This window comes from Serratia sp. CoH_122_TC_1 (assembly GCF_058191755.1).
In genome coordinates this window covers 1-19682 of the sequence record NZ_JBXWLA010000005.1, presented here as the reverse complement: position 1 = coordinate 19682, position 19682 = coordinate 1, and the positions used below count along the sequence as shown (strand labels likewise).

Here is a 19682-nt window from a genome sequence, read left to right as displayed (position 1 = left end):
CGGCCCTCCAGAACGTTATGAGCGTGCATTGAGGTAGCTCCGACGTAATAGCCATTGGTGAATCAAGGTGATGAACGCCATCATCGCCACCAACAGCATCGCCAGCGCACTGGCCAGATTAGGATCAAGGGAAATATCCCCCGCGACCAATGCCGAAATACGGATCGGAATCACGTTGAAATTACCGGTGGTCAGCGCGTATACCGTGGCATAAGCGCCCAGCGCATTCGCCAGCAGAATGACAAAGGTGCCCATCAACGCCGGTGCCAGCACGGGCAGGCCAATATGTCGCCAATAGCGCCACGGGCTGGCCCCCAGCAACGACGCTGATTCACGCCAGTCTTCGCGCAATGCGTCGAATGCCGGGTACAGCAGCAGCACGCCCAACGGGATCTGGAAGTAGGTGTAAAGCACGATAAGCCCGGTTTTGGAGTAAAGGTTAAACCCCTCCATCAAACCGTATTTACGGAGTAACAACGTCAGGCAGCCATTTAGCCCCAGCAGAATGACAAAGGCGAACGCCAGCGGCACGCCCGCAAAGTTGCTGGTCATGTTAGTGAACGACATCACGAAGTCATGAAATCGGGTCTGGCCCAGCTGGCGCAGTGAGTAACTGCCAACTAATGCAATCAGCAGTCCGTAAACGCTCGACCAGAGGGAAATCTCCAGCGAGAACTGAAACGCCTGCAAATAGAACGGCGAGGTCAGCACATCAACATAGTTGCCCAGCCCCCAGCCACTGCTCTGGCTGAAAAAACTGTTGACCGCAATCCATACCAGCGGTGCGATTTGGAACGCGCCGAACAACAGGATGAACGGCAGCAAGCACAGCGCGGCAATCCACTTAGCTTTCATGTTATTCGCCCTTATACCAACAACGCACGGCAACGCGGCTTGTCGTGTGTCACTTGCAGCACCTCACACAGCGTGCCACACAGGTCGGTTTGCTGCGGGTTGGCATCGTTCTGGCTGAATGCACTGCCAAAGACAAACAGCGGCACCTGGCGCTCTTCGGGCAAAACACCGCCGTGGCTGCGGTCATCATTCATGCCGTGATCGGCGGTGATCATCACCTGATAATCGTCGGCTAACCAGCCTGCCAAATAGCGCGACAGCACGCCGTCAGCATTGCGGGCCGAATTGCGGTATTGCGGTGAAGACAGACCAAAGCGATGGCCTGCGTCGTCGATGTTCATCGGATGAATCAGCAAAAAGTCGGGTTGATGGCGGAGGCGTAAGCTTTCGGCGTCATCAAACAGATGGGAATCCGGGTAGCGATCGTCATAATAAAAATGGCCGTGCTGGATCGGTAATTCAGCATCGTCGGTATGGCGATCGCGCGCGGCGTCGAACGGGGTACGGTTATATAACTCACTGAACCAATGGTAGGCGGCCGCAGCGGTCGTCAGGCCAGCAGCACGCGCATAGTGGAACACGCTTTGCTGGTGCGACAAACGCGACACCTGGTTATGCACTACACCGCTCTCCACCGGCGGCACGCCGGTGAGGATGCATTCATACAGCGGTCGGGAGAGCGAAGGTAACTCGCTCTCCACTTGATACAACCGTCCACGTCCTGCCGCACATTCGGCCTGCAGATAACCCATAGCGTCATGCGCCACCTGGTAGTTCAGACCATCCAACAGCACGAGGATCGTTTTCATGATGGCTTAACTCACTGCTGCATAAACATAATGACATTTTCCTGCCACTGACGCGGCAGCGTTTTCGCGCTTTGTTCCCAGGCAGCCGGATCGGCGATTGGGTGAGCGTTTTTATACTGTTCGGCTGGCAGCAGCTTGGCTTTTACATCGTCAGGCAGCGTCAGATGCTCCGCACGGATTGGTCGGGCATAACCACGCGCCAGGTTGATCTGGCCTGCATCAGAGAAAATGTATTCACGCGCCAGCTTGGCGGCGTTCGGGTGCTTGGCGTACTTGTTGATGATGGTGGTGTAGCCGGAAGTGATGGAGCCGTCAGACGGGATCAGCACTTCAAAACGGGTCTTGTCGATCTGATCGCGGTAATTCAGACCGTTAAAGTCCCATACCACGCCAACCTGCACTTCACCTTTTTCCAGCGAGGCGATCACGGGGTTAGTCAGGCTCAAACGCCCTGCCTTGGCCAGCTTGCCGAAGAATTCCAGGCCCGGCTTCAGGTTCTTCTCATTACCGCCCATGGCATAGGTAGCCGCCAGCACGCCGCTAGCCGCCTGCGAGGCAGTGCCGACATCACCGATAGTGACCTGATAAGTGCCCTTCAGCAGATCGGCCCAGCTGTGCGGGATCTCTTTTACTTGTTGTTTGTTGATAATAAAGGCGATGGTGCCCGTGTAGGCCAGCGCCCAGTGGCCATCTTTGTCCTTCGCCCAGGCCGGTACCTGATCCCAGGTGGAGGGTTTGTACGGCTGCGTCACCCCTTTCTGGACCGCAATCAGACCGAATGCCGCGCCCACATCACCAATATCCGCAGTGGCGTTGCCCTTCTCTGCATCGAACTTGGCGATTTCCTGCGCTGAACTCATGTCGGTATCGACATGCTTCAGGCCATATTTGCTCAACAAGTCTTGCCAGGTGCCTTTCCAGTTTGCCCAGCTGTCCGGCATGCCGACACTGTTAACTTCACCTTCTTTCTTGGCTGCCTGCTCCAACGCCGCCAGATCGGTATCTGCGGCCCAGCTCATCTGGCTGGTCAGTACAATGGCACTGCTTAACACAGAAGCGCACAAACGTTTCATAACTGATGCTCCGGGTGGTAGTGTGTAGAGGCGCTGGACTAGTCCAGCAAGAACCAAGCCAATCTAACGGACGAATGTGATAATTATATGTCAGTCTAAAAAAGCAGCATTTTTATCGCATCTAGCGCGTCCCGGAGCCTGTCGTTGGTCTACCTTTAGCGGGGCATACCCTATGAACGTCAAGTTGCGGCCAGGCGCCCAGATCACTCGTCCCCAGGCGCTTACTTTAGTCAGTCAATGGGGTAAGCGACGCTGCAGCTTGAAAGTCGACGGGTATAAACGCACTGAAATGGGGCATCTGTGGCATGAGTGAAGGAACAACAACCGTGGCAGCCATTTGCCAGACACTGGCTGCCCGTATCGCCGAGGGGGAATTCAACGCCGGTGGCAAGCTGCCTTCTGAGCGCACCCTGAGCGAACAGTTCTCCACCACCCGCATCACCTTGCAGGAAGCGCTCGGCCAGTTGGAGGCTCAGGGTGTCATTTACCGTCAGGTCAGGCGCGGCTGGTTTATCTCGCCGCCCCGGCTGGTGTATAACCCCTTACAGCGCAGTCATTTTCATGCCATGGCACAGCAGCAGGGGCGTGATGCCCATACAGAGGTTATCGACACCGCCACCGTGCCGCTGTGCGCTGCCTTGAGTCAAAAGCTCACTTTGCCGGCCGGCACCGAGGTTTACCGTATTCGTCGGCTACGCTATATCGACGGCCGCGCGGTGTTGTACTGCGAGCATTACCTTAATCCCGCCTACTTTGCCGGTATTTTGGACGAAGACTTAACCCAGTCGCTCACAGGGCTGTATGCCGAGCGCTATGGGATTCGTTATGGGCGAGTCCGTTTCGATATGCTGCCGACACTGCTGCCACAGGAAGCGGCAGAAATGCTCAAAGTGACCTACGGCAGCCCGGCGCTGTTTATTACCCGGGTTAACCGCGATCAGCACGACCGGGTGATTGATTGTGATTTGGAGTATTGGCGTTACGACGCGCTGCACATTGACGTGGAAGCGCAATGACAGGGGCGCGAACCGCACCCCCAAAGAGAAGATGAATCAGTCGGCGTCGTAGCCAAGGTTAGGCGCTAACCAGCGTTCAACCTCACTGACGCTCATGCCTTTACGCGTCGCGTAATCCTCTACCTGATCGCGTTGGATCTGCGCCACCGCAAAATACTTGCTCTGCGGATGACTGAAATACCAACCAGACACGGCTGCCCCTGGCCACATGGCGAAAGATTCGGTCAGCACCATACCGGTATGGCGGTTAACGTCCAGCAAGCGCCAAATTTCCGCTTTTTCGGTGTGCTCCGGACAGGCCGGATAACCCGGCGCCGGACGGATACCCTGATAATTTTCGCGGATCAGCTCTTCATTGCTCAGGTTTTCTTCGGTAGCAAAACCCCAGTGCAGCTTACGCACCTGTTCATGCAGGTATTCAGCAAACGCCTCCGCCAGGCGATCCGACAATGCTTTCACCATGATTTTGTTGTAATCATCGTGTTGTGCATCATAGGCCGCCGCCAGCTCATCTTCCTCCAGCCCCCCCGTCACGGCAAAAGCACCGAAGTAATCAGCCTTACCGCTGCTTTTCGGCGCGACAAAGTCTGCCAGGCAGTAGTTCGGGAAATCGGTTTTCTCCGTTTGCTGGCGCAGATGGCGGCTGACCACCAGCACCTCTTCGCGATTTTCGTCGCGATACACTTCAACGTCGTCACCAACCCGGTTCGCCGGGAACAGCCCGTACACACCGCGCGGGTTGAGGCTGCCATTAGCGGCCAGCATATCCAGCATCTGGTTGGCGTCGGCGAACAGCCGTTTGGCCTCTTCGCCCACCACGTCATCTTCCAAAATCCGCGGATATTTACCCGCCAGCGACCAGGTCATAAAGAACGGTGTCCAGTCGATGTACTGGCGCAGCGTCTCGATACTGGCTTCGACCGGGTAGACGCCCAACTGCTTCGGTACTGGCGGCTGATAGTTTTCCCAGTCCAACACCATGGCGTTATCGCGCGCTTTCTGCAGATCAACCGGCGGAGTGCGCGGTTTTTTACGTGCGTGCTGAATGCGCACGGTTTCATATTCTTTACGGGTTCGCGCCACAAAATCGTCGCGCTGTGTGTCGGAAAGCAATGCCGACACCACGCCCACGGTACGGGATGCGTTCTGCACGTAAGTCGTCGAGCCGCTGTAGTTCTGCTCGATCTTGACGGCGGTATGCGCCTTGGAGGTCGTCGCACCGCCGATCAGCAACGGCAGAGTGAAGCCCTGACGCTCCATTTCTTTCGCCACGTTGACCATCTCGTCCAACGACGGCGTGATCAACCCGGATAAGCCGATGATGTCCACGTTCTGCTCACGCGCAGTCTTCAGGATTTTCTCCGTCGGCACCATCACGCCCAAATCGACAATTTCGTAGTTGTTGCACTGCAGCACCACGCCAACGATGTTTTTACCGATGTCGTGCACATCCCCCTTCACCGTCGCCAGCAGGATTTTGCCCGCCGTAGAGCCTTTCTGCTTGCTGGCCTCAATGTAGGGTTCCAGATAGGCCACCGCCTGTTTCATTACGCGAGCGGACTTCACCACCTGCGGCAGGAACATTTTGCCTTCGCCGAACAGATCGCCAACCACGTTCATGCCCGCCATCAGCGGCCCTTCGATCACTTCGATCGGACGATCCGTCCGCTGCCGGGCTTCTTCGGTATCCAGCTCGATAAACTCGGTGATACCTTTCACCAGCGAGTATTCCAGCCGTTTTTCTACTGCCCAGCCGCGCCATTCCGCCTGCTGCACCGCCACGTCGTTGTCTTTGCTGCCGCGGTATTTTTCCGCCAGTTCCAGCAAGCGCTCGGTCCCGTCGTCGCGGCGGTTGAGGATCACATCTTCTACCGCATCACGCAGCTCGGCAGTCAGATCATCGTAGATCGCCAGTTGCCCTGCGTTGACAATCCCCATGTCCATACCATTACGGATCGCGTGGTACAGGAATACCGCGTGGATCGCTTCACGCACAGGATCGTTGCCGCGGAATGAAAACGACACGTTGGACACGCCGCCGGAAATCATCGCATGCGGCAGGTGAGTTTTGATGTCGGCGCACGCTTCGATAAAGTCGACGGCATAGTTGTTATGCTCTTCGATACCGGTAGCGACGGCAAAAATGTTCGGGTCAAAAATAATGTCTTCCGGCGGGAAACCAACACGCTCGGTCAAAATCTTATAGGCACGGCGACAAATCTCGAATTTGCGCTCACGCGTATCGGCCTGACCCACTTCGTCAAACGCCATCACCACGACGGCAGCACCATAACGGCGTACCAGTTTGGCATGGTGAATAAAGGCCTCTTCGCCCTCTTTCATCGAGATAGAGTTAACGATACCTTTGCCCTGGATGCACTTCAGGCCCTTTTCGATCACTGACCATTTGGAGGAGTCAATCATGATCGGCACCCGGGCAATGTCCGGCTCGCCAGCGATCAGGTTAAGGAAACGCACCATAGCCGCTTCGGCGTCGAGCATCCCCTCATCCATGTTGATATCGATAATCTGAGCGCCGCTTTCCACCTGCTGACGGGCAACGGCCAGCGCTTCACTGTATTTTTCTTCTTTGATCAATCGCTTGAAGCGCGCTGAACCGGTGACGTTGGTACGCTCACCAACGTTGACGAACAACGTTTTGGCGTCAATGTTCAAGGGTTCGAGACCCGCCAGACGGCAAGCTACCGGGATCTCCGGCAGTTGGCGCGGCGGCACGCCCGCCACGGCCTTGACCATGGCGGCGATGTGCTCCGGCGTGGTCCCACAGCAGCCGCCGATAATATTCAGGAAGCCGGCCTGCGCCCACTCGCCGACCTGTTTCGCCATCTCTTGCGCGTCCAGATCGTATTCACCGAACGCATTAGGTAAACCGGCGTTGGGGTGCGCAGTGACGTAGCTTTCCGAGATACGCGACAGTTCGGCAACGTATTGACGCAGTTCGTCCGGGCCCAACGCGCAGTTCAGACCAAAGCTCAGCGGCTTGACGTGACGCATCGAGTTATAGAAGGCTTCGGTAGTCTGCCCGGACAGGGTACGGCCGGAGGCATCGGTGATGGTGCCGGAAATCATGATCGGCAGCGAGACACCCAAGGCTTCGAATTCGGTTTCCACCGCAAAGGCGGCAGCCTTGGCGTTCAGGGTATCGAAGATGGTTTCGATCATAATCAGATCGACGCCGCCTTCCACCAGCGCACGGGTCGATTCGCGGTAGGCGTCCACCAGTTCATCGAAAGAAACATTACGGAACGCCGGATCGTTAACGTTCGGAGAAATAGAGGCAGTGCGGTTGGTCGGGCCCAGTACCCCTGCCACATAGCGCGGTTGCTCTGGCGTGCGCGCAGTCCACTCATCAGCACAGGCACGTGCCAGGCAGGCGGCCTGATAGTTAATCTCGGCGGACAGCGACTCCATATGGTAGTCGGCCATCGCGATAGAAGTGGAGTTGAAGGTATTGGTTTCGAGAATGTCGGCCCCGGCTTCCAGGTAGCCGTAGTGAATGGCGGTTATCACGTCGGGCTTGGTCAACACCAGCAGGTCATTATTGCCTTTCAGATCGCTCTGCCAGTCGGCAAAACGCTCACCGCGAAAGTCGCTCTCTTCCAGACGATAGCTCTGGATCATGGTGCCCATGCCGCCGTCCAACACTAAAATGCGCTGCGCTAACTGCTGGCGCAGTTGTTCTACTCGATTAGTCACCCATGATCCCCTTTATCTTTCAGGCCACACTCTTTCACCGACACTCAAATGTTGCATACCCTATGGATTTCAAGTTGCGGCTTGAAAGACGACGGGTATCGACCATCCTAGCACAGCTTGTAGGGGCAAAGTGGCGCACGGCAATTGAGAGTTTTTCAGGTTGGCGGGTAACAGATCCGATGAGCAGATTGACGACTTGCAATTCATACGCAAAAAACGAAAATGAATTCCATCATACGGAAAAAGGAATGTGGATTATGGTCACCCCTGCTCCCGCCAAGCGTGGCAAAAAGCCCCGTGCTGCATCCCCGAGCGCCAGTGCGGCAACCGGCCAGGTGCAGTCGTTAACCCGTGGCCTGAAGTTATTGGAATACATTGCTGAAGCTCAGGGCAACGTCGCGTTGACCGATCTGGCTCAACAAGCCGGGTTACCCAACTCTACGACCCATCGGTTGCTCACCACCATGCAACAGCAAGGATTTGTACGGCAGGTCGGTGATTTAGGCCTGTGGACCCTCGGTTCTCATGCCTTTGTCGTTGGCAGCAGCTTCTTGCAGAGCCGCAATCTCTTGGCCATGGTGCACCCAACGCTACGCCGCCTGATGGAAGAGTCCGGCGAAACCGTCAACCTGGCCGTGCTGGATACCAGTGAGTACCAGGCGATTATTATCGATCAGGTTCAATGCACCGCGCTAATGCGTATGTCCGCGCCGATCGGCGGAAAACTGCCGATGCACGCTTCCGGTGCCGGCAAAGCCTTTCTTTCTACCCTGCCGGATGAGCAGGTCACCCAACTGCTGCATAAGAAAGGTATGCAAACCTATACTCAGCACACCCTGACACCGCACAACCTGAAGGAAGGGTTGGCGCAAATCCGCAAACAAGGCTTTTCGTTTGACGACGAAGAACATGCACTCGGCCTGCGTTGCGTGGCAGCCTGCATCTTCGATGAACATCGAGAGGCCTTTGCCGCTATCTCCATTTCCGGTCCGGTGTCACGCATCACCGACAACCGGGTGATCGAGCTGGGCGCATTGGTGATCCACGCAGCAAAAGAAATCAGCCTGGAGTATGGTGGCGTACGTTAAGCGTAACTCCCGGCGCTGGGCGCAAACTCTGCGCCCATGATTTTCTCGTTGTTGTCAGCATGTAAAACGCTGCCCCGATCCTGTTTCTCTCGCCCAGTAAAAACTTGAAGCCGATCACAGTTAACGATCCTGCCTGTTAAAGGCGATTGCAACTGGCGAAACTTCCTCCGACAATGTTACCGATAACATGTTACCGGTAACAACAAGCGCGCGGTAACGCCATGTGTCGTTTTTGGAGCTAAGCCATGACCAATAATCAAAACCGTATTTACGTCATTATGGGCGTTTCCGGCAGCGGTAAGTCCGCCGTGGCCGCCGCCGCCGCCCGCCAGCTGTCTGCCGGGTTCCTCGACGGTGATTTTCTGCACCCCCGCAGCAACATCCTAAAAATGGCCGCTGGTGAGCCACTCAACGATGACGACCGTGCCCCCTGGCTGGCCGCACTCAACGACGCCGCTTTCGCCATGCAACGCACGAATAATGTTTCGGTTATCGTCTGTTCAGCGCTGAAAAAACACTACCGCGATCGCCTGCGCGCCGGTAATGGCAATTTGTCGTTCATCTACTTGCACGGTGACTTCCCGGTTATCGAAGCCCGTCTGGCGGCCCGTAATGGCCACTTCTTTAAACCCCAGATGCTGGTGACACAGTTTGCCGCGCTGGAACAGCCGGGGGCCGACGAGAGCGACGTCATGTCCGTCGACATCAACCAACCCCTGGAAGGCGTTATCGCCGATACCCTGAAGCACATTCAGAGCTTCCTGCCACAGGACGTCTGCGCGTGAATACTGTAACGCTGGTCGGTACTGCAGTCGGCTCGGTTCTTTTACTGCTGTTTTTGGTGATGAAGGCGCGCATGCACGCCTTCGTCGCGTTAATGCTGGTGTCTATTGCCGCGGGTATTTTCTCCGGCATGCCGCTGGACCGCATCGCCGATACCATGCAGAAAGGTATGGGCGATACGCTGGGCTTCCTGGCTATTGTCGTCGCGTTGGGCGCGATGTTCGGTAAGATACTGCATGAAGTCGGTGCGCTCGATCAAATTGCGGCACATTTGCTGAAACGTTTCGGCCAAAGTAAAGCCCATTACGCACTCGGCATTGCCGGATTGATCTGTGCCCTGCCGCTGTTTTTTGACGTAGCCGTGGTGCTACTGATCGGCATCGTGTTTGCCGTAGCGCGCCGCACCGACGGCAACATCGTTAAGCTGGCCATTCCCCTGTTTGCCGGCGTCGCCGCCGCCGCGTCATTCTTGCTGCCGGGGCCGGTACCGATGCTGCTGGCCTCACAAATGAAGGCCGATTTCGGCTGGATGATTGCCATCGGCCTGGTCGCCGCCGTCCTCGGCATGCTGATTGCAGGCCCATTATACGGCAGCTTTATCAGCCGTTACGTTAACTGGTCAATGCCGAAGGATGAAAACGAGCCAACGCTGAACACCGCCAACCTGCCGTCATTTGGCCTTAGTCTGGCGTTGGTTCTCTGCCCACTGGTGTTGGTCGGTATGAAGACCATTGGTGCCCGTCTGGTAACGCCAGGCTCACAGTTACAGCAGTGGCTGGAGTTTATTGGCCACCCGTTTACGGCCATTTTGATCGCCTGTCTGATTGTGATTTACGGCCTGGCAAAACCACGCGGCATGACCAACGAACAAACGCTGGCCATCTGCTCTGCGGCGGTGCAGCCTGCCGGGATTATCCTGCTGATGACGGGCGCTGGTGGCGTCTTCAAACAAATTTTGGTGGATTCCGGCGTTGGCCCTGCCTTGGGTGACGCCATGATCGGCACCGGCTTGCCGATCGCCGTGGCCGCTTTCGCGCTGTCCGCCATGGTACGCGTCATTCAAGGATCTGCCACCGTAGCCTGTTTGACCACTGTCGGCCTGGTGCTACCGGTAACCAGCCAATTGGGCCTCGGCGGCGGGCAACTGGCCGCGTTGGCTATCTGTATTGCCGGCGGGTCCATCGTACTCAGCCACGTCAACGATGCCGGTTTCTGGTTGTTCGGTAAATTTACCGGCGCCAATGAGCTGCAAACGCTGAAAACCTGGACGGTGATGGAAACCATTCTGGGTAGCGTGGGTGGCATCATCGGCATGATTGCTTTCACGCTGTTTTAAATACCCACAACATCGCCCCCGGCCTTTGCACACCAGGGCTGCAATTCCACACCGGGGGCACCGCCACAGGCGGCATATATAACAATAGCCATGTGAGGAAGGTATGATCAATCCAATCCTGTCCCGTGTCACACAACGCATTATCGACCGTTCTAAACAGAGCCGCACCGCCTACCTGGCACGCATTGATGCAGCTCGCTCACACACCGTACACCGCGCACAACTGGCCTGCGGCAACCTGGCGCACGGCTTCGCTGCCTGCCAACCGGATGACAAAACCGCGCTGAAAAATATGGTGCGCAGCGATATCGCCATCATCACCGCCTATAACGATATGCTGTCCGCCCACCAGCCTTACGAAAACTATCCGCAACGGCTAAAGCAGGCATTGCATGCGGTAGGCGCGGTTGGTCAGGTGGCCGGTGGTGTTCCGGCAATGTGCGACGGTGTGACCCAGGGTCAGGATGGTATGGAGCTGTCGCTGATGAGCCGTGACGTGATCGCCATGTCCTCCGCCATCGGCCTGTCACACAATATGTTCGACGGCGCGTTGTTCCTCGGTATTTGCGACAAAATCGTGCCAGGCTTGGTGATGTCTGCCCTGTCCTTTGGTCATTTACCGTCGCTGTTTGTGCCAGCCGGCCCGATGAGCAGCGGCTTGCCGAACAAAGAGAAAGTGCGCGTACGCCAACTTTACGCCGAAGGCAAAGCCGATCGCCTGGCGTTGCTGGAGGCCGAGGCAGCGTCTTATCATGGCATCGGCACCTGTACCTTCTACGGCACCGCCAATACCAACCAAATGGTCATGGAAGTGATGGGGCTGCACCTGCCAGGAGCCTCCTTTGTTCACCCGGATACGCCACTGCGCAATGCACTCACCGATGCCGCTGCGCGTCAGGTGACCCGCCTGACCGAAACCGCAGGCAACTACCTGCCAATTGGCCAACTGGTGGATGAAAAAGTGGTGGTGAACGGCATTATTGCGCTACTGGCCACCGGCGGCTCTACTAACCTGACCATGCATATGGTGGCGATGGCTCGCGCCGCCGGCATTATCATTAACTGGGATGACTTCTCCGAGTTGTCAGACGCCGTGCCGCTGCTGTGCCGCATCTATCCGAATGGCCCGGCGGACATCAACCAATTCCAAGCCGCAGGCGGCGTCGCACTGGTGGTGCGCGAGCTGCTTAAGCACGGCCTGCTGCACGAGGATGTACACACCGTTGCCGGCTTTGGTCTACAGCGTTACACCCAAGAACCGTGGCTGGATAACGGCCAGTTGGCCTGGCGTGAAGGCGTGGATCATTCACTCGATACCCAAGTGATCGCCAGCATCGCCGAGCCTTTTGAACACCACGGCGGCACCAAGGTATTGGCCGGCAACCTTGGCCGAGCCGTCATGAAAACCTCGGCGGTCCCGGCAGACAACCAGATTATCGAAGCGCCGGCAGTCGTCTTTGAAAGCCAACATGACATCGTACCGGCGTTTGAGGCTGGCAAGTTGGATCGCGATTGCGTGGTGGTTGTCCGCTTCCAGGGGCCACAGGCCAATGGTATGCCCGAGTTGCACAAACTTATGCCGCCGCTTGGCGTGCTGATGGACCGCGGATTTAAAGTCGCGCTGGTCACCGATGGCCGCCTGTCCGGCGCTTCCGGCAAAGTCCCTTCTGCCATCCACGTGACCCCGGAAGCCTACACCGGCGGCATGCTCGCCAAGGTGCAAAACGGCGACGTGATCCGCGTGAACGGCCGCACCGGCGAATTGGCATTATTGGTCGATGCCGACATTTTGGCTAAGCGCGCCCCTTATCAGCCTGACCTGAGTGCGGAACATATCGGCTGTGGCCGTGAACTGTTCGGTGCCTTACGCAGCCAGCTTTCCGGTGCTGAACAAGGCGCCTGCTGCATTAAATTTTAACCCGTCGCATGGCCGTGTAGCCCAACGGCGGCGGTCAAACTGGAGAAAACCGTTAATGAACAATTGGAAAACAAGCGCAGAGCAGATCCTGATGTCAGGCCCAGTGGTACCGGTGATTGTCATCAACAAACTGGAGCACGCGGTGCCGTTGGCAAAAGCCCTGGTTGCCGGTGGCGTACGTGTATTGGAAGTGACGCTGCGCACCGCTTGCGCGATGGATGCGATTCGCGCCATTGCCAAAGAAGTACCAGACGCAATTATCGGGGCCGGTACCGTCATTAACGCGCAGCAGCTGCAGGAAGTGACCGACGCTGGCGCGCAGTTTGCCATCAGCCCGGGACTGACCGCCGATTTGCTGAAGGCAGCTACCGCGGGTTCGATCCCGTTAATTCCCGGCATCTGCACCGTCTCGGAACTGATGTTGGGCATGGACCACGGCCTGCGTGAGTTTAAATTCTTCCCGGCAGAAGCCAACGGGGGCGTAAAAGCACTGCAGGCGATCGGCGGCCCATTCCCACAGGTGCGCTTCTGTCCAACCGGCGGCATTTCACCGAGTAACTACCGTGACTACCTGGCGCTGAAAAGCGTGCTGTGCATCGGCGGTTCCTGGCTGGTGCCGGCAGATGCCTTAGAAAAAGGCGACTACGCACGCATCACCGAATTGGCACGTGCCGCCGTTGCAGGTGCGAAAGCCTAATCGTATCGGGCGCGGTATACCAACCGCGCCCTTAGGCCGTTGCCGATGTCGCGGGCAACGCCACACCGCTGCGTTGGCTGAAACGTCGTTTTTTGCGGTAAGCAAAGACGTCTTCCACATGGCCATCGCGAATACGTTGCTGTAGCCCGCGCCAATAGTTGGCCTCAAACAGATCGCTGTGCATCTCTTCAAACACCTGCCGGATACGGCGGTCGCCACACAGGAAATGCCTGAACTCCTCTGGAAACACATCATTCGGCGACACGCTATACCATGGCTCGTTAGCCAGCTCATCTTCCGGGTAACGCGGCGGCGGTATATCGCGGAAATTCACCTCAGTCATATAGCAAATCTCATCATAGTCATAGAACACCACCCGTCCGTGTCGGGTCACGCCGAAGTTCTTGAACAGCATATCGCCGGGAAAAATATTGGCGGCGGCCAATTGCTTGATCGCATTACCGTATTCTTCAATTGCGTCGCGCATCTGTTGCTCATTGGCCTGCTCAAGATACAAATTCAGCGGCGTCATGCGTCGTTCCATGTACAGGTGTTTGATCACGATGCGATCGCCCAGATCCTCCAGCTTGTCCGGCACTTCTCGTTGTAATTCGGCCAAGAGCTCCGGACTGAGACGCGCCTTGTCGACGATAAAATTTTCGTATTCCTGGGTATCGGCCATGCGCCCGACGCGGTCGTGCTCTTTTACCAACTGATAGCAGGCCATGACCTGTGCCTGCGTGACCTCTTTTTGCGGCGCGAACTCGTCTTTGATCACCTTGAACACCCGATCAAACGACGGCAGGGTAAACACCAGCATCACCATACCTTTGACCCCAGGGGCAATAATGAACTGCTCTTGAGAACCCGCCATAAACGTCAGGTATTCGCGGTAACATTCTGTTTTTCCGTGTTTCTGGCAGCCGATGGCCATATACAGCTCGGCGGTCGTCTTACTCGGCAAGATCTCGCGCAACCATTCGACCATGGCGGCTGGCAGGGGGGCGTACACCATGAAATACGACCGGGCAAAACCAAACACGATGCTGGCTTCCGCCTTGCTGGTCAGGCAGGTATCGATAAACAATGCGCCGGAATCACTGTGATGAATCGGCAGCAGGAAAGGATAGACCCTGTCTGCCACACGCAGCTTCCCGACCAGCCACGCCGCCTTGTTACGATAAAACAACTCATTGGCAATCTGGAACGTTGCACCAGCCAATTGCTGTGCACTGAAGTTCTGCTGCAACGCGAGCGTAATGTAATCAATATCGCGCGATACGTTTTCCCACGGCAGTCGCAAAGGCAAATCGGTCAGCAGGGTATATAACATCTCCGACAGATCGCCATTGGCGGTGAAATCCCGTGAGAGCGGGCGCGGGATATCACGAAAGCGCCCTTCCGGCTGAGAACTGAACACAAACAGCTTTTCCGGCGTCAGATCTCGGTGCCTGAATAAACGGCAGTAGACTGAATTGAAGAAGCTTTCGGCAATCTCAAAGCGCGGGTACTCCGGCAGCAGATCGGTATATACCGCTTTCACCCGACTTGGGAAATCCGCGTCAAAATACTTTTGCCCGGTGATGCATTTCAACTGCTCCACCACCAGACCCACATGATGGTCATACAGGTGGATACGCTTTTTCATCGCCAGCTGCACCGCCGGCCAATCAGCCCGTTCAAAACGCTGCTGCGCACCGGCAGTCACTTCCAGGAAGCGGCCATATTGTGCATCAAAGCCCTGTAGGATCGTCTGTGCGATCAACAGCTCCAGTTTTGCCGCCATCCTTACCTCCCGCCAGGAAACAGAGCCTGCATAAGCAGGCTCTGGGGTACCTATTATCAGCGTGACTGCATCAGAACTGCTGCTCTTCCGTCGAACCGGTCAATGCCGTTACCGAAGAAGCTCCGCCCTGAATAATGGTGGTCACCTTGTCGAAGTAACCGGTGCCCACTTCCTGTTGGTGTGAAGCAAAGGTATAACCGCGAGCCACGGCATCGAACTCCGGCTGTTGGACTTTCTCGACGTAGTGCTTCATGCCCTCGCCCTGTGCATAAGCGTGTGCCAGGTCAAACATGTTGAACCACATGCTGTGGATGCCCGCCAGCGTGATGAATTGGTACTTGTAGCCCATCGCCGACAGCTCCTGCTGGAAACGGGCGATAGTCTGATCGTCCAGATTCTTTTTCCAGTTGAATGACGGTGAACAGTTGTACGCCAACAGCTTTCCAGGGAATTTGGCATGAATTGCATCGGCAAAACGCTTGGCTGCCTCCAAATCCGGGGTCGAGGTTTCGCACCACACCAGATCAGCGTAGGGGCAGTACGCCAGACCACGGCTGATCGCTTGCTCAATGCCTGCATGGGTGCGGAAGAAGCCTTCGGCGGTGCGTTCGCCGGACACGAACTCGCTGTCGTAAGGATCGCAGTCGGAGGTCAGCAAATCTGCGGCATCCGCATCAGTACGTGCGATGACCAGCGTCGGTACGCCGAGTACGTCTGCCGCCAAACGGGCAGCAACCAGTTTTTGGATCGCTTCCTGGGTTGGCACCAGCACTTTGCCGCCCATATGACCGCACTTCTTCACCGCGGCCAGTTGATCTTCAAAGTGAACCCCGGCAGCACCGGCTTCAATCATTGCTTTCATCAATTCAAAAGCATTCAGCACGCCACCAAAACCGGCTTCGGCATCGGCAACAATCGGCAGGAAATAGTCGGTGTAACCTTTGCTGCCCGGCTCAATTTTATTGGCCCACTGGATCTGATCCGCGCGGCGGAAGGTATTGTTGATCCGCTCAACCACTGCCGGGACAGAATCAACAGGATAGAGCGATTGGTCCGGGTACATTGCAGACGCGGTATTGGCATCCGCCGCCACCTGCCAGCCAGACAGGTAGATTGCCTCAATACCCGCCTTGGCCTGTTGCAGCGCCTGGCCGCCCGTCAACGCGCCCAGGCTGTTGACATAACCCTTGCGTGATTTACCGTGCAGTAGCTCCCACAGCTTGGCGGCACCGTTTTGCGCCAGTGTACAAGCCGGGTTAACCGAACCACGCAGATTAATGACATCTTCTGCACTGTACGGACGGGTGATACCTTCCCAGCGGGCCGATTTCCATTCCTGTTCCAGTTGTTGAATCTGTTGAGCACGAGAGGTAGACATAATTTTATCCTTTTCAATAATGTAGGGTTAATGGTCAGGAACAGATTTAGGCCAGGAGCTCATAGCCAGGTAACGTCAGGAAATCGATCAGCTCATCCGAAATCGTGATTGTCTCCATCAGGCGTGCGGCCTCGGTAAAACGCCCATGGCTAAAACGTTGCTCACCGAGTTCTTCTTGGATAACGAGAACTTCTTCGGCCAGCATCTGACGGAACAGTGCTTTAGTGACTAATTGCCCATTGCTGAGAGATTTTTCATGATGGATCCACTGCCAGATTGAGGTACGGGAAATTTCCGCCGTTGCCGCATCTTCCATCAGGCCGTAAATCGGTACGCAGCCATTGCCAGAGATCCAAGCTTCGATGTATTGCACCGCCACGCGGATATTGGCACGCATGCCCGCTTCGGTTCGTTCACCCTCACAGGGTTCCAGCAACTGTGCAGCACTGATCGGCGCATCGTTTTCACGCAGCACTTCCAATTGGTTACGGCGCTCGCCGAGCACCCGGCTGAACACGTCCATAACGGTATCTGCCAGCCCTGGATGCGCTACCCAGGTGCCATCATGGCCGTTATTGGCCTCCAGCTCTTTATCCGCCCGTACCTTATTCAACACCCAGGCATTCTTCTCGGCGTCTTTACTTGGGATAAACGCCGCCATGCCGCCCATCGCGAAAGCACCGCGCTTGTGGCAAGTCTTGATCAGCAGCCGGGAATAGGCGCTGAGGAATGATTTGTCCATGGTGACCGACTGACGATCCGGCAATACCCGGTCAGCATGATTTTTCAACGTTTTGATATAGCTGAAGATGTAATCCCAGCGGCCACAGTTCAGCCCAACAATATGATCTCGCAGGTGATACAGGATCTCGTCCATTTGGAACACCGCGGGCAAGGTTTCGATCAGCACCGTCGCCTTAATGGTGCCACGCGGCAGATCAAAACGATCTTCGGTAAAGCTGAAGACCTCACTCCACCAAGCCGCTTCCTGCCAAGACTGGGTCTTCGGCAGATAGAAATAAGGGCCGCTGCCTTTGGCCAGCAATTGACGATAGTTGTGGAAGAAATACAGCGCGAAGTCGAACAGGCCACCGGGGATGGCTTCCCCCTGCCACAGCACGTGTTTTTCCGGCAGGTGCAAACCACGCACTCGGGCAATCAAGACCGCAGGGTTAGGCTTCAGCTGATAAATTTTTCCAGCGTCGTTGGTATAAGAGATGGTGCCGTTCACCGCGTCATGAAGATTGATTTGGCCATCGATCACTTTGTCCCAGCTTGGCGCCAGTGAGTCTTCAAAGTCCGCCATAAATACCTTCACATTGGCATTCAGGGCGTTGATTACCATCTTGCGTTCAACCGGACCGGTGATCTCGACCCGACGGTCGCGCAGATCCTCGGGTATACCGCGGATCTTCCACTCACCATTACGAATGGAATCAGTTTCCGAAATGAAACCCGGGAGTTCGCCTTGATCGATCTTTTGTTGCCAGCAGGCGCGCGCAGCCAAAAGCTTGTTGCGCTGTGGAGTAAACTTACTCACCAGTTCCGCCAGGAATTCGACCGCGTCATCCGTCAACACCTGCCGCTCAGCAGCGCCAAAACCCTGCGTAAACGTTAACTCCGTGCCTACTATCTGTTGCGTCATTGTCTTGCTCCTTCCCATCATTACGCACCGTTGCTGTAAGCCAAGACGGCGCATCTTCATCAGAAATCAGTACGGATCAGGACGAATAAAAGGATCCTCAACTGGTCAGACGTCTTCTTTCTGGATCTAAGAATACTCAACTATAAATAAAAATCAAAAACGATTTCCATTTTATTATTAAATATTTTATTAACCTTTCATTATCAATCGGTTAATAAAAACAACAACAATACTGAGTAAGGAAACCGGTTCCATTAGTGTAGAAAGCCAGGGTTAATTGCTTGTTATAGAATGGTTTTTTCTGGAATTGGGAGGATATAAAGGAAGATTTTTCGGGTAGGCATGACGTCGGCGGCCTCGATTCAGCCGCCGATAAGAAAGAAGTGTTACTCGAGGGTCGGGTTCATATGACGCAGATCGTACGGGGTGATCTGGTAAACATAGTAGTTGAGCCAGTTAGTGAACAACAGGTGTCCATGGCTGCGCCAAGAGGCTTTTGGTGTGAGTTCGGGGTTGTCGTCGGGGAAGTAATTCAGTGGCACAACAGGATCAAGACCGGCTTCGTTATCACGACAATACTCGCCAGCCAGCGTTAAAGCATCATATTCCGGATGACCGGTTACAAATGCCAGTCGTTTATCCTTGCTGGCAAATAAGTAAGCCCCAGTTTGCTCCGACTCTGCCAAGATATCCAGATCCGTGTACTGACGAATAATTTCCGTCGGGAAATCCGCATAGCGCGAATGCGGCGCCAGGAAGGTGTCATCAAAGCCACGGGTCAGCAGCGCATGTTGTTGCAGTGTTTGATGCTGATAAACACCAGAGAGCTTTACCTCTCTCGTCATCTTCGGGATACCGTACAGAATATTCAATGCGGCCTGGACGGCCCAACACACGAACAATGTGGACGTCACGTGGTTCTTTGCCCAATCGATAACCCGTTCAATCTGGGGCCAATAGGCCACGTCACAAAAATCAACCAGTCCTAACGGGGCCCCCGTCACTATCAGACCATCAAAGTTCTCATCCTGAATGTCTTCAAAATCACAGTAAAAATTGTTCAGATGCTCGGCAGGCGTGTTCTTCGATTCGCGGCTGTCGACACGTAACAACTGAATGTCAATTTGCAGCGAAGAGTTGGAAAGCAGGCGTAAAAACTGATTTTCCGTCTCGATTTTCTTTGGCATCAGGTTAAGGATCAGCACTTTCAACGGCCTGATTTCCTGGTTTTTTGCCCGTGAGGATGTCATCACAAAGACATTCTCATTGCGCAAGAAACTAACTGCAGGTAACTCATCAGGAACACGAATCGGCATTGCTTAACCCTCACACATCCGTTTAAACGTTTAGACTTCTAGATGCCCGAAGATAACGCTTTTTTAGCACAAAGTCGAGTATTCAACGGGAAGGTGAAAATGTTTCATTTCATGGGAAGAGGCGGGGGAAACTTACATTTTTGGTTGATACAAAGCAAAAAGGCCATCCTTGCGGATGGCCTCTTGGCTTAATTGATGCCTGGCAGTGTCCTACTCTCGCATGGGGAGACCCCACACTACCATCGGCGCTACGGCGTTTCACTTC

General features: G+C 55.4%; 14 protein-coding genes. 6 read left to right on the top strand and 8 right to left on the bottom strand.

The window, feature by feature from the left end; genetic code table 11:
* Positions 1-15: 15 nt before the first annotated feature.
* Genes AC2FC2_RS07685 through AC2FC2_RS07675 form a run of 3 tightly spaced genes read right to left on the bottom strand, consistent with a single transcriptional unit; the run spans position 16 to position 2737 of the window.
* Positions 16-855 (bottom strand): ABC transporter permease, encoded by an 840-nt coding sequence (locus AC2FC2_RS07685; RefSeq protein WP_209636964.1) that lies wholly within the window; start codon positions 853-855, stop codon positions 16-18.
* 11 nt (positions 856-866) lie between these two features.
* Positions 867-1664, bottom strand: a complete 798-nt coding sequence (locus AC2FC2_RS07680) for an alkaline phosphatase family protein (protein WP_209636962.1) — start codon at positions 1662-1664, stop codon at positions 867-869.
* Positions 1665-1675: 11 nt separating this feature from the next.
* The gene (locus AC2FC2_RS07675) at positions 1676-2737 is read right to left on the bottom strand and encodes an ABC transporter substrate-binding protein (protein WP_490659036.1); all 1062 of its coding nucleotides are present in this window, start codon (positions 2735-2737) and stop codon (positions 1676-1678) included.
* A gap of 305 nt (positions 2738-3042) precedes the next feature.
* Between AC2FC2_RS07675 and AC2FC2_RS07670 the strand changes: the two genes are divergently transcribed.
* The gene (locus tag AC2FC2_RS07670) at positions 3043-3753 is read left to right on the top strand and encodes a UTRA domain-containing protein (protein WP_265556928.1); all 711 of its coding nucleotides are present in this window, start codon (positions 3043-3045) and stop codon (positions 3751-3753) included.
* 36 nt (positions 3754-3789) lie between these two features.
* Here the strand turns inward: AC2FC2_RS07670 and metH are convergent, their stop codons facing one another.
* Positions 3790-7470, bottom strand: coding sequence for a methionine synthase (gene metH, locus AC2FC2_RS07665; RefSeq protein WP_490659035.1), 3681 nt, complete (start codon positions 7468-7470; stop codon positions 3790-3792).
* A 257-nt stretch (positions 7471-7727) separates the two neighbouring features.
* Between metH and iclR the strand changes: the two genes are divergently transcribed.
* From iclR to AC2FC2_RS07640, 5 genes are all read left to right on the top strand, one after another.
* Complete coding sequence (gene iclR, locus AC2FC2_RS07660) at positions 7728-8558, top strand: glyoxylate bypass operon transcriptional repressor IclR (protein WP_209636954.1); 831 nt, start codon at positions 7728-7730, stop codon at positions 8556-8558.
* Between the two features lie 245 nt (positions 8559-8803).
* On the top strand, positions 8804-9343 hold the full coding sequence (gene gntK / locus AC2FC2_RS07655; protein ID WP_209636952.1) for a gluconokinase: 540 nt from the start codon (positions 8804-8806) through the stop codon (positions 9341-9343).
* On the top strand, positions 9340-10677 hold the full coding sequence (gene gntU, locus AC2FC2_RS07650) for a gluconate transporter (RefSeq protein ID WP_265556926.1): 1338 nt from the start codon (positions 9340-9342) through the stop codon (positions 10675-10677). The genes gntK and gntU overlap by 4 nt, the downstream gene beginning before the upstream one ends.
* A 103-nt stretch (positions 10678-10780) precedes the next feature.
* Entirely contained in the window at positions 10781-12595 is a 1815-nt protein-coding gene (gene edd / locus AC2FC2_RS07645) for a phosphogluconate dehydratase (RefSeq protein WP_209636949.1), read from the top strand.
* A gap of 55 nt (positions 12596-12650) precedes the next feature.
* Entirely contained in the window at positions 12651-13292 is a 642-nt protein-coding gene (locus tag AC2FC2_RS07640; protein ID WP_209636947.1) for a bifunctional 4-hydroxy-2-oxoglutarate aldolase/2-dehydro-3-deoxy-phosphogluconate aldolase, read from the top strand.
* 31 nt (positions 13293-13323) lie between these two features.
* Here the strand turns inward: AC2FC2_RS07640 and aceK are convergent, their stop codons facing one another.
* From aceK to metA, 4 genes are all read right to left on the bottom strand, one after another.
* Entirely contained in the window at positions 13324-15078 is a 1755-nt protein-coding gene (gene aceK / locus AC2FC2_RS07635; protein ID WP_490307754.1) for a bifunctional isocitrate dehydrogenase kinase/phosphatase, read from the bottom strand.
* 70 nt (positions 15079-15148) lie between these two features.
* Positions 15149-16456, bottom strand: a complete 1308-nt coding sequence (gene aceA / locus AC2FC2_RS07630; protein ID WP_209636943.1) for an isocitrate lyase — start codon at positions 16454-16456, stop codon at positions 15149-15151.
* Positions 16457-16502: 46 nt separating this feature from the next.
* Positions 16503-18101: a malate synthase A gene (gene aceB / locus AC2FC2_RS07625; RefSeq protein ID WP_209636941.1), complete on the bottom strand. Its 1599-nt coding sequence runs from the start codon at positions 18099-18101 to the stop codon at positions 16503-16505.
* A 386-nt stretch (positions 18102-18487) separates the two neighbouring features.
* Positions 18488-19417, bottom strand: a complete 930-nt coding sequence (gene metA, locus AC2FC2_RS07620; protein WP_209636939.1) for a homoserine O-acetyltransferase MetA — start codon at positions 19415-19417, stop codon at positions 18488-18490.
* Positions 19418-19682 lie beyond the last annotated feature (265 nt).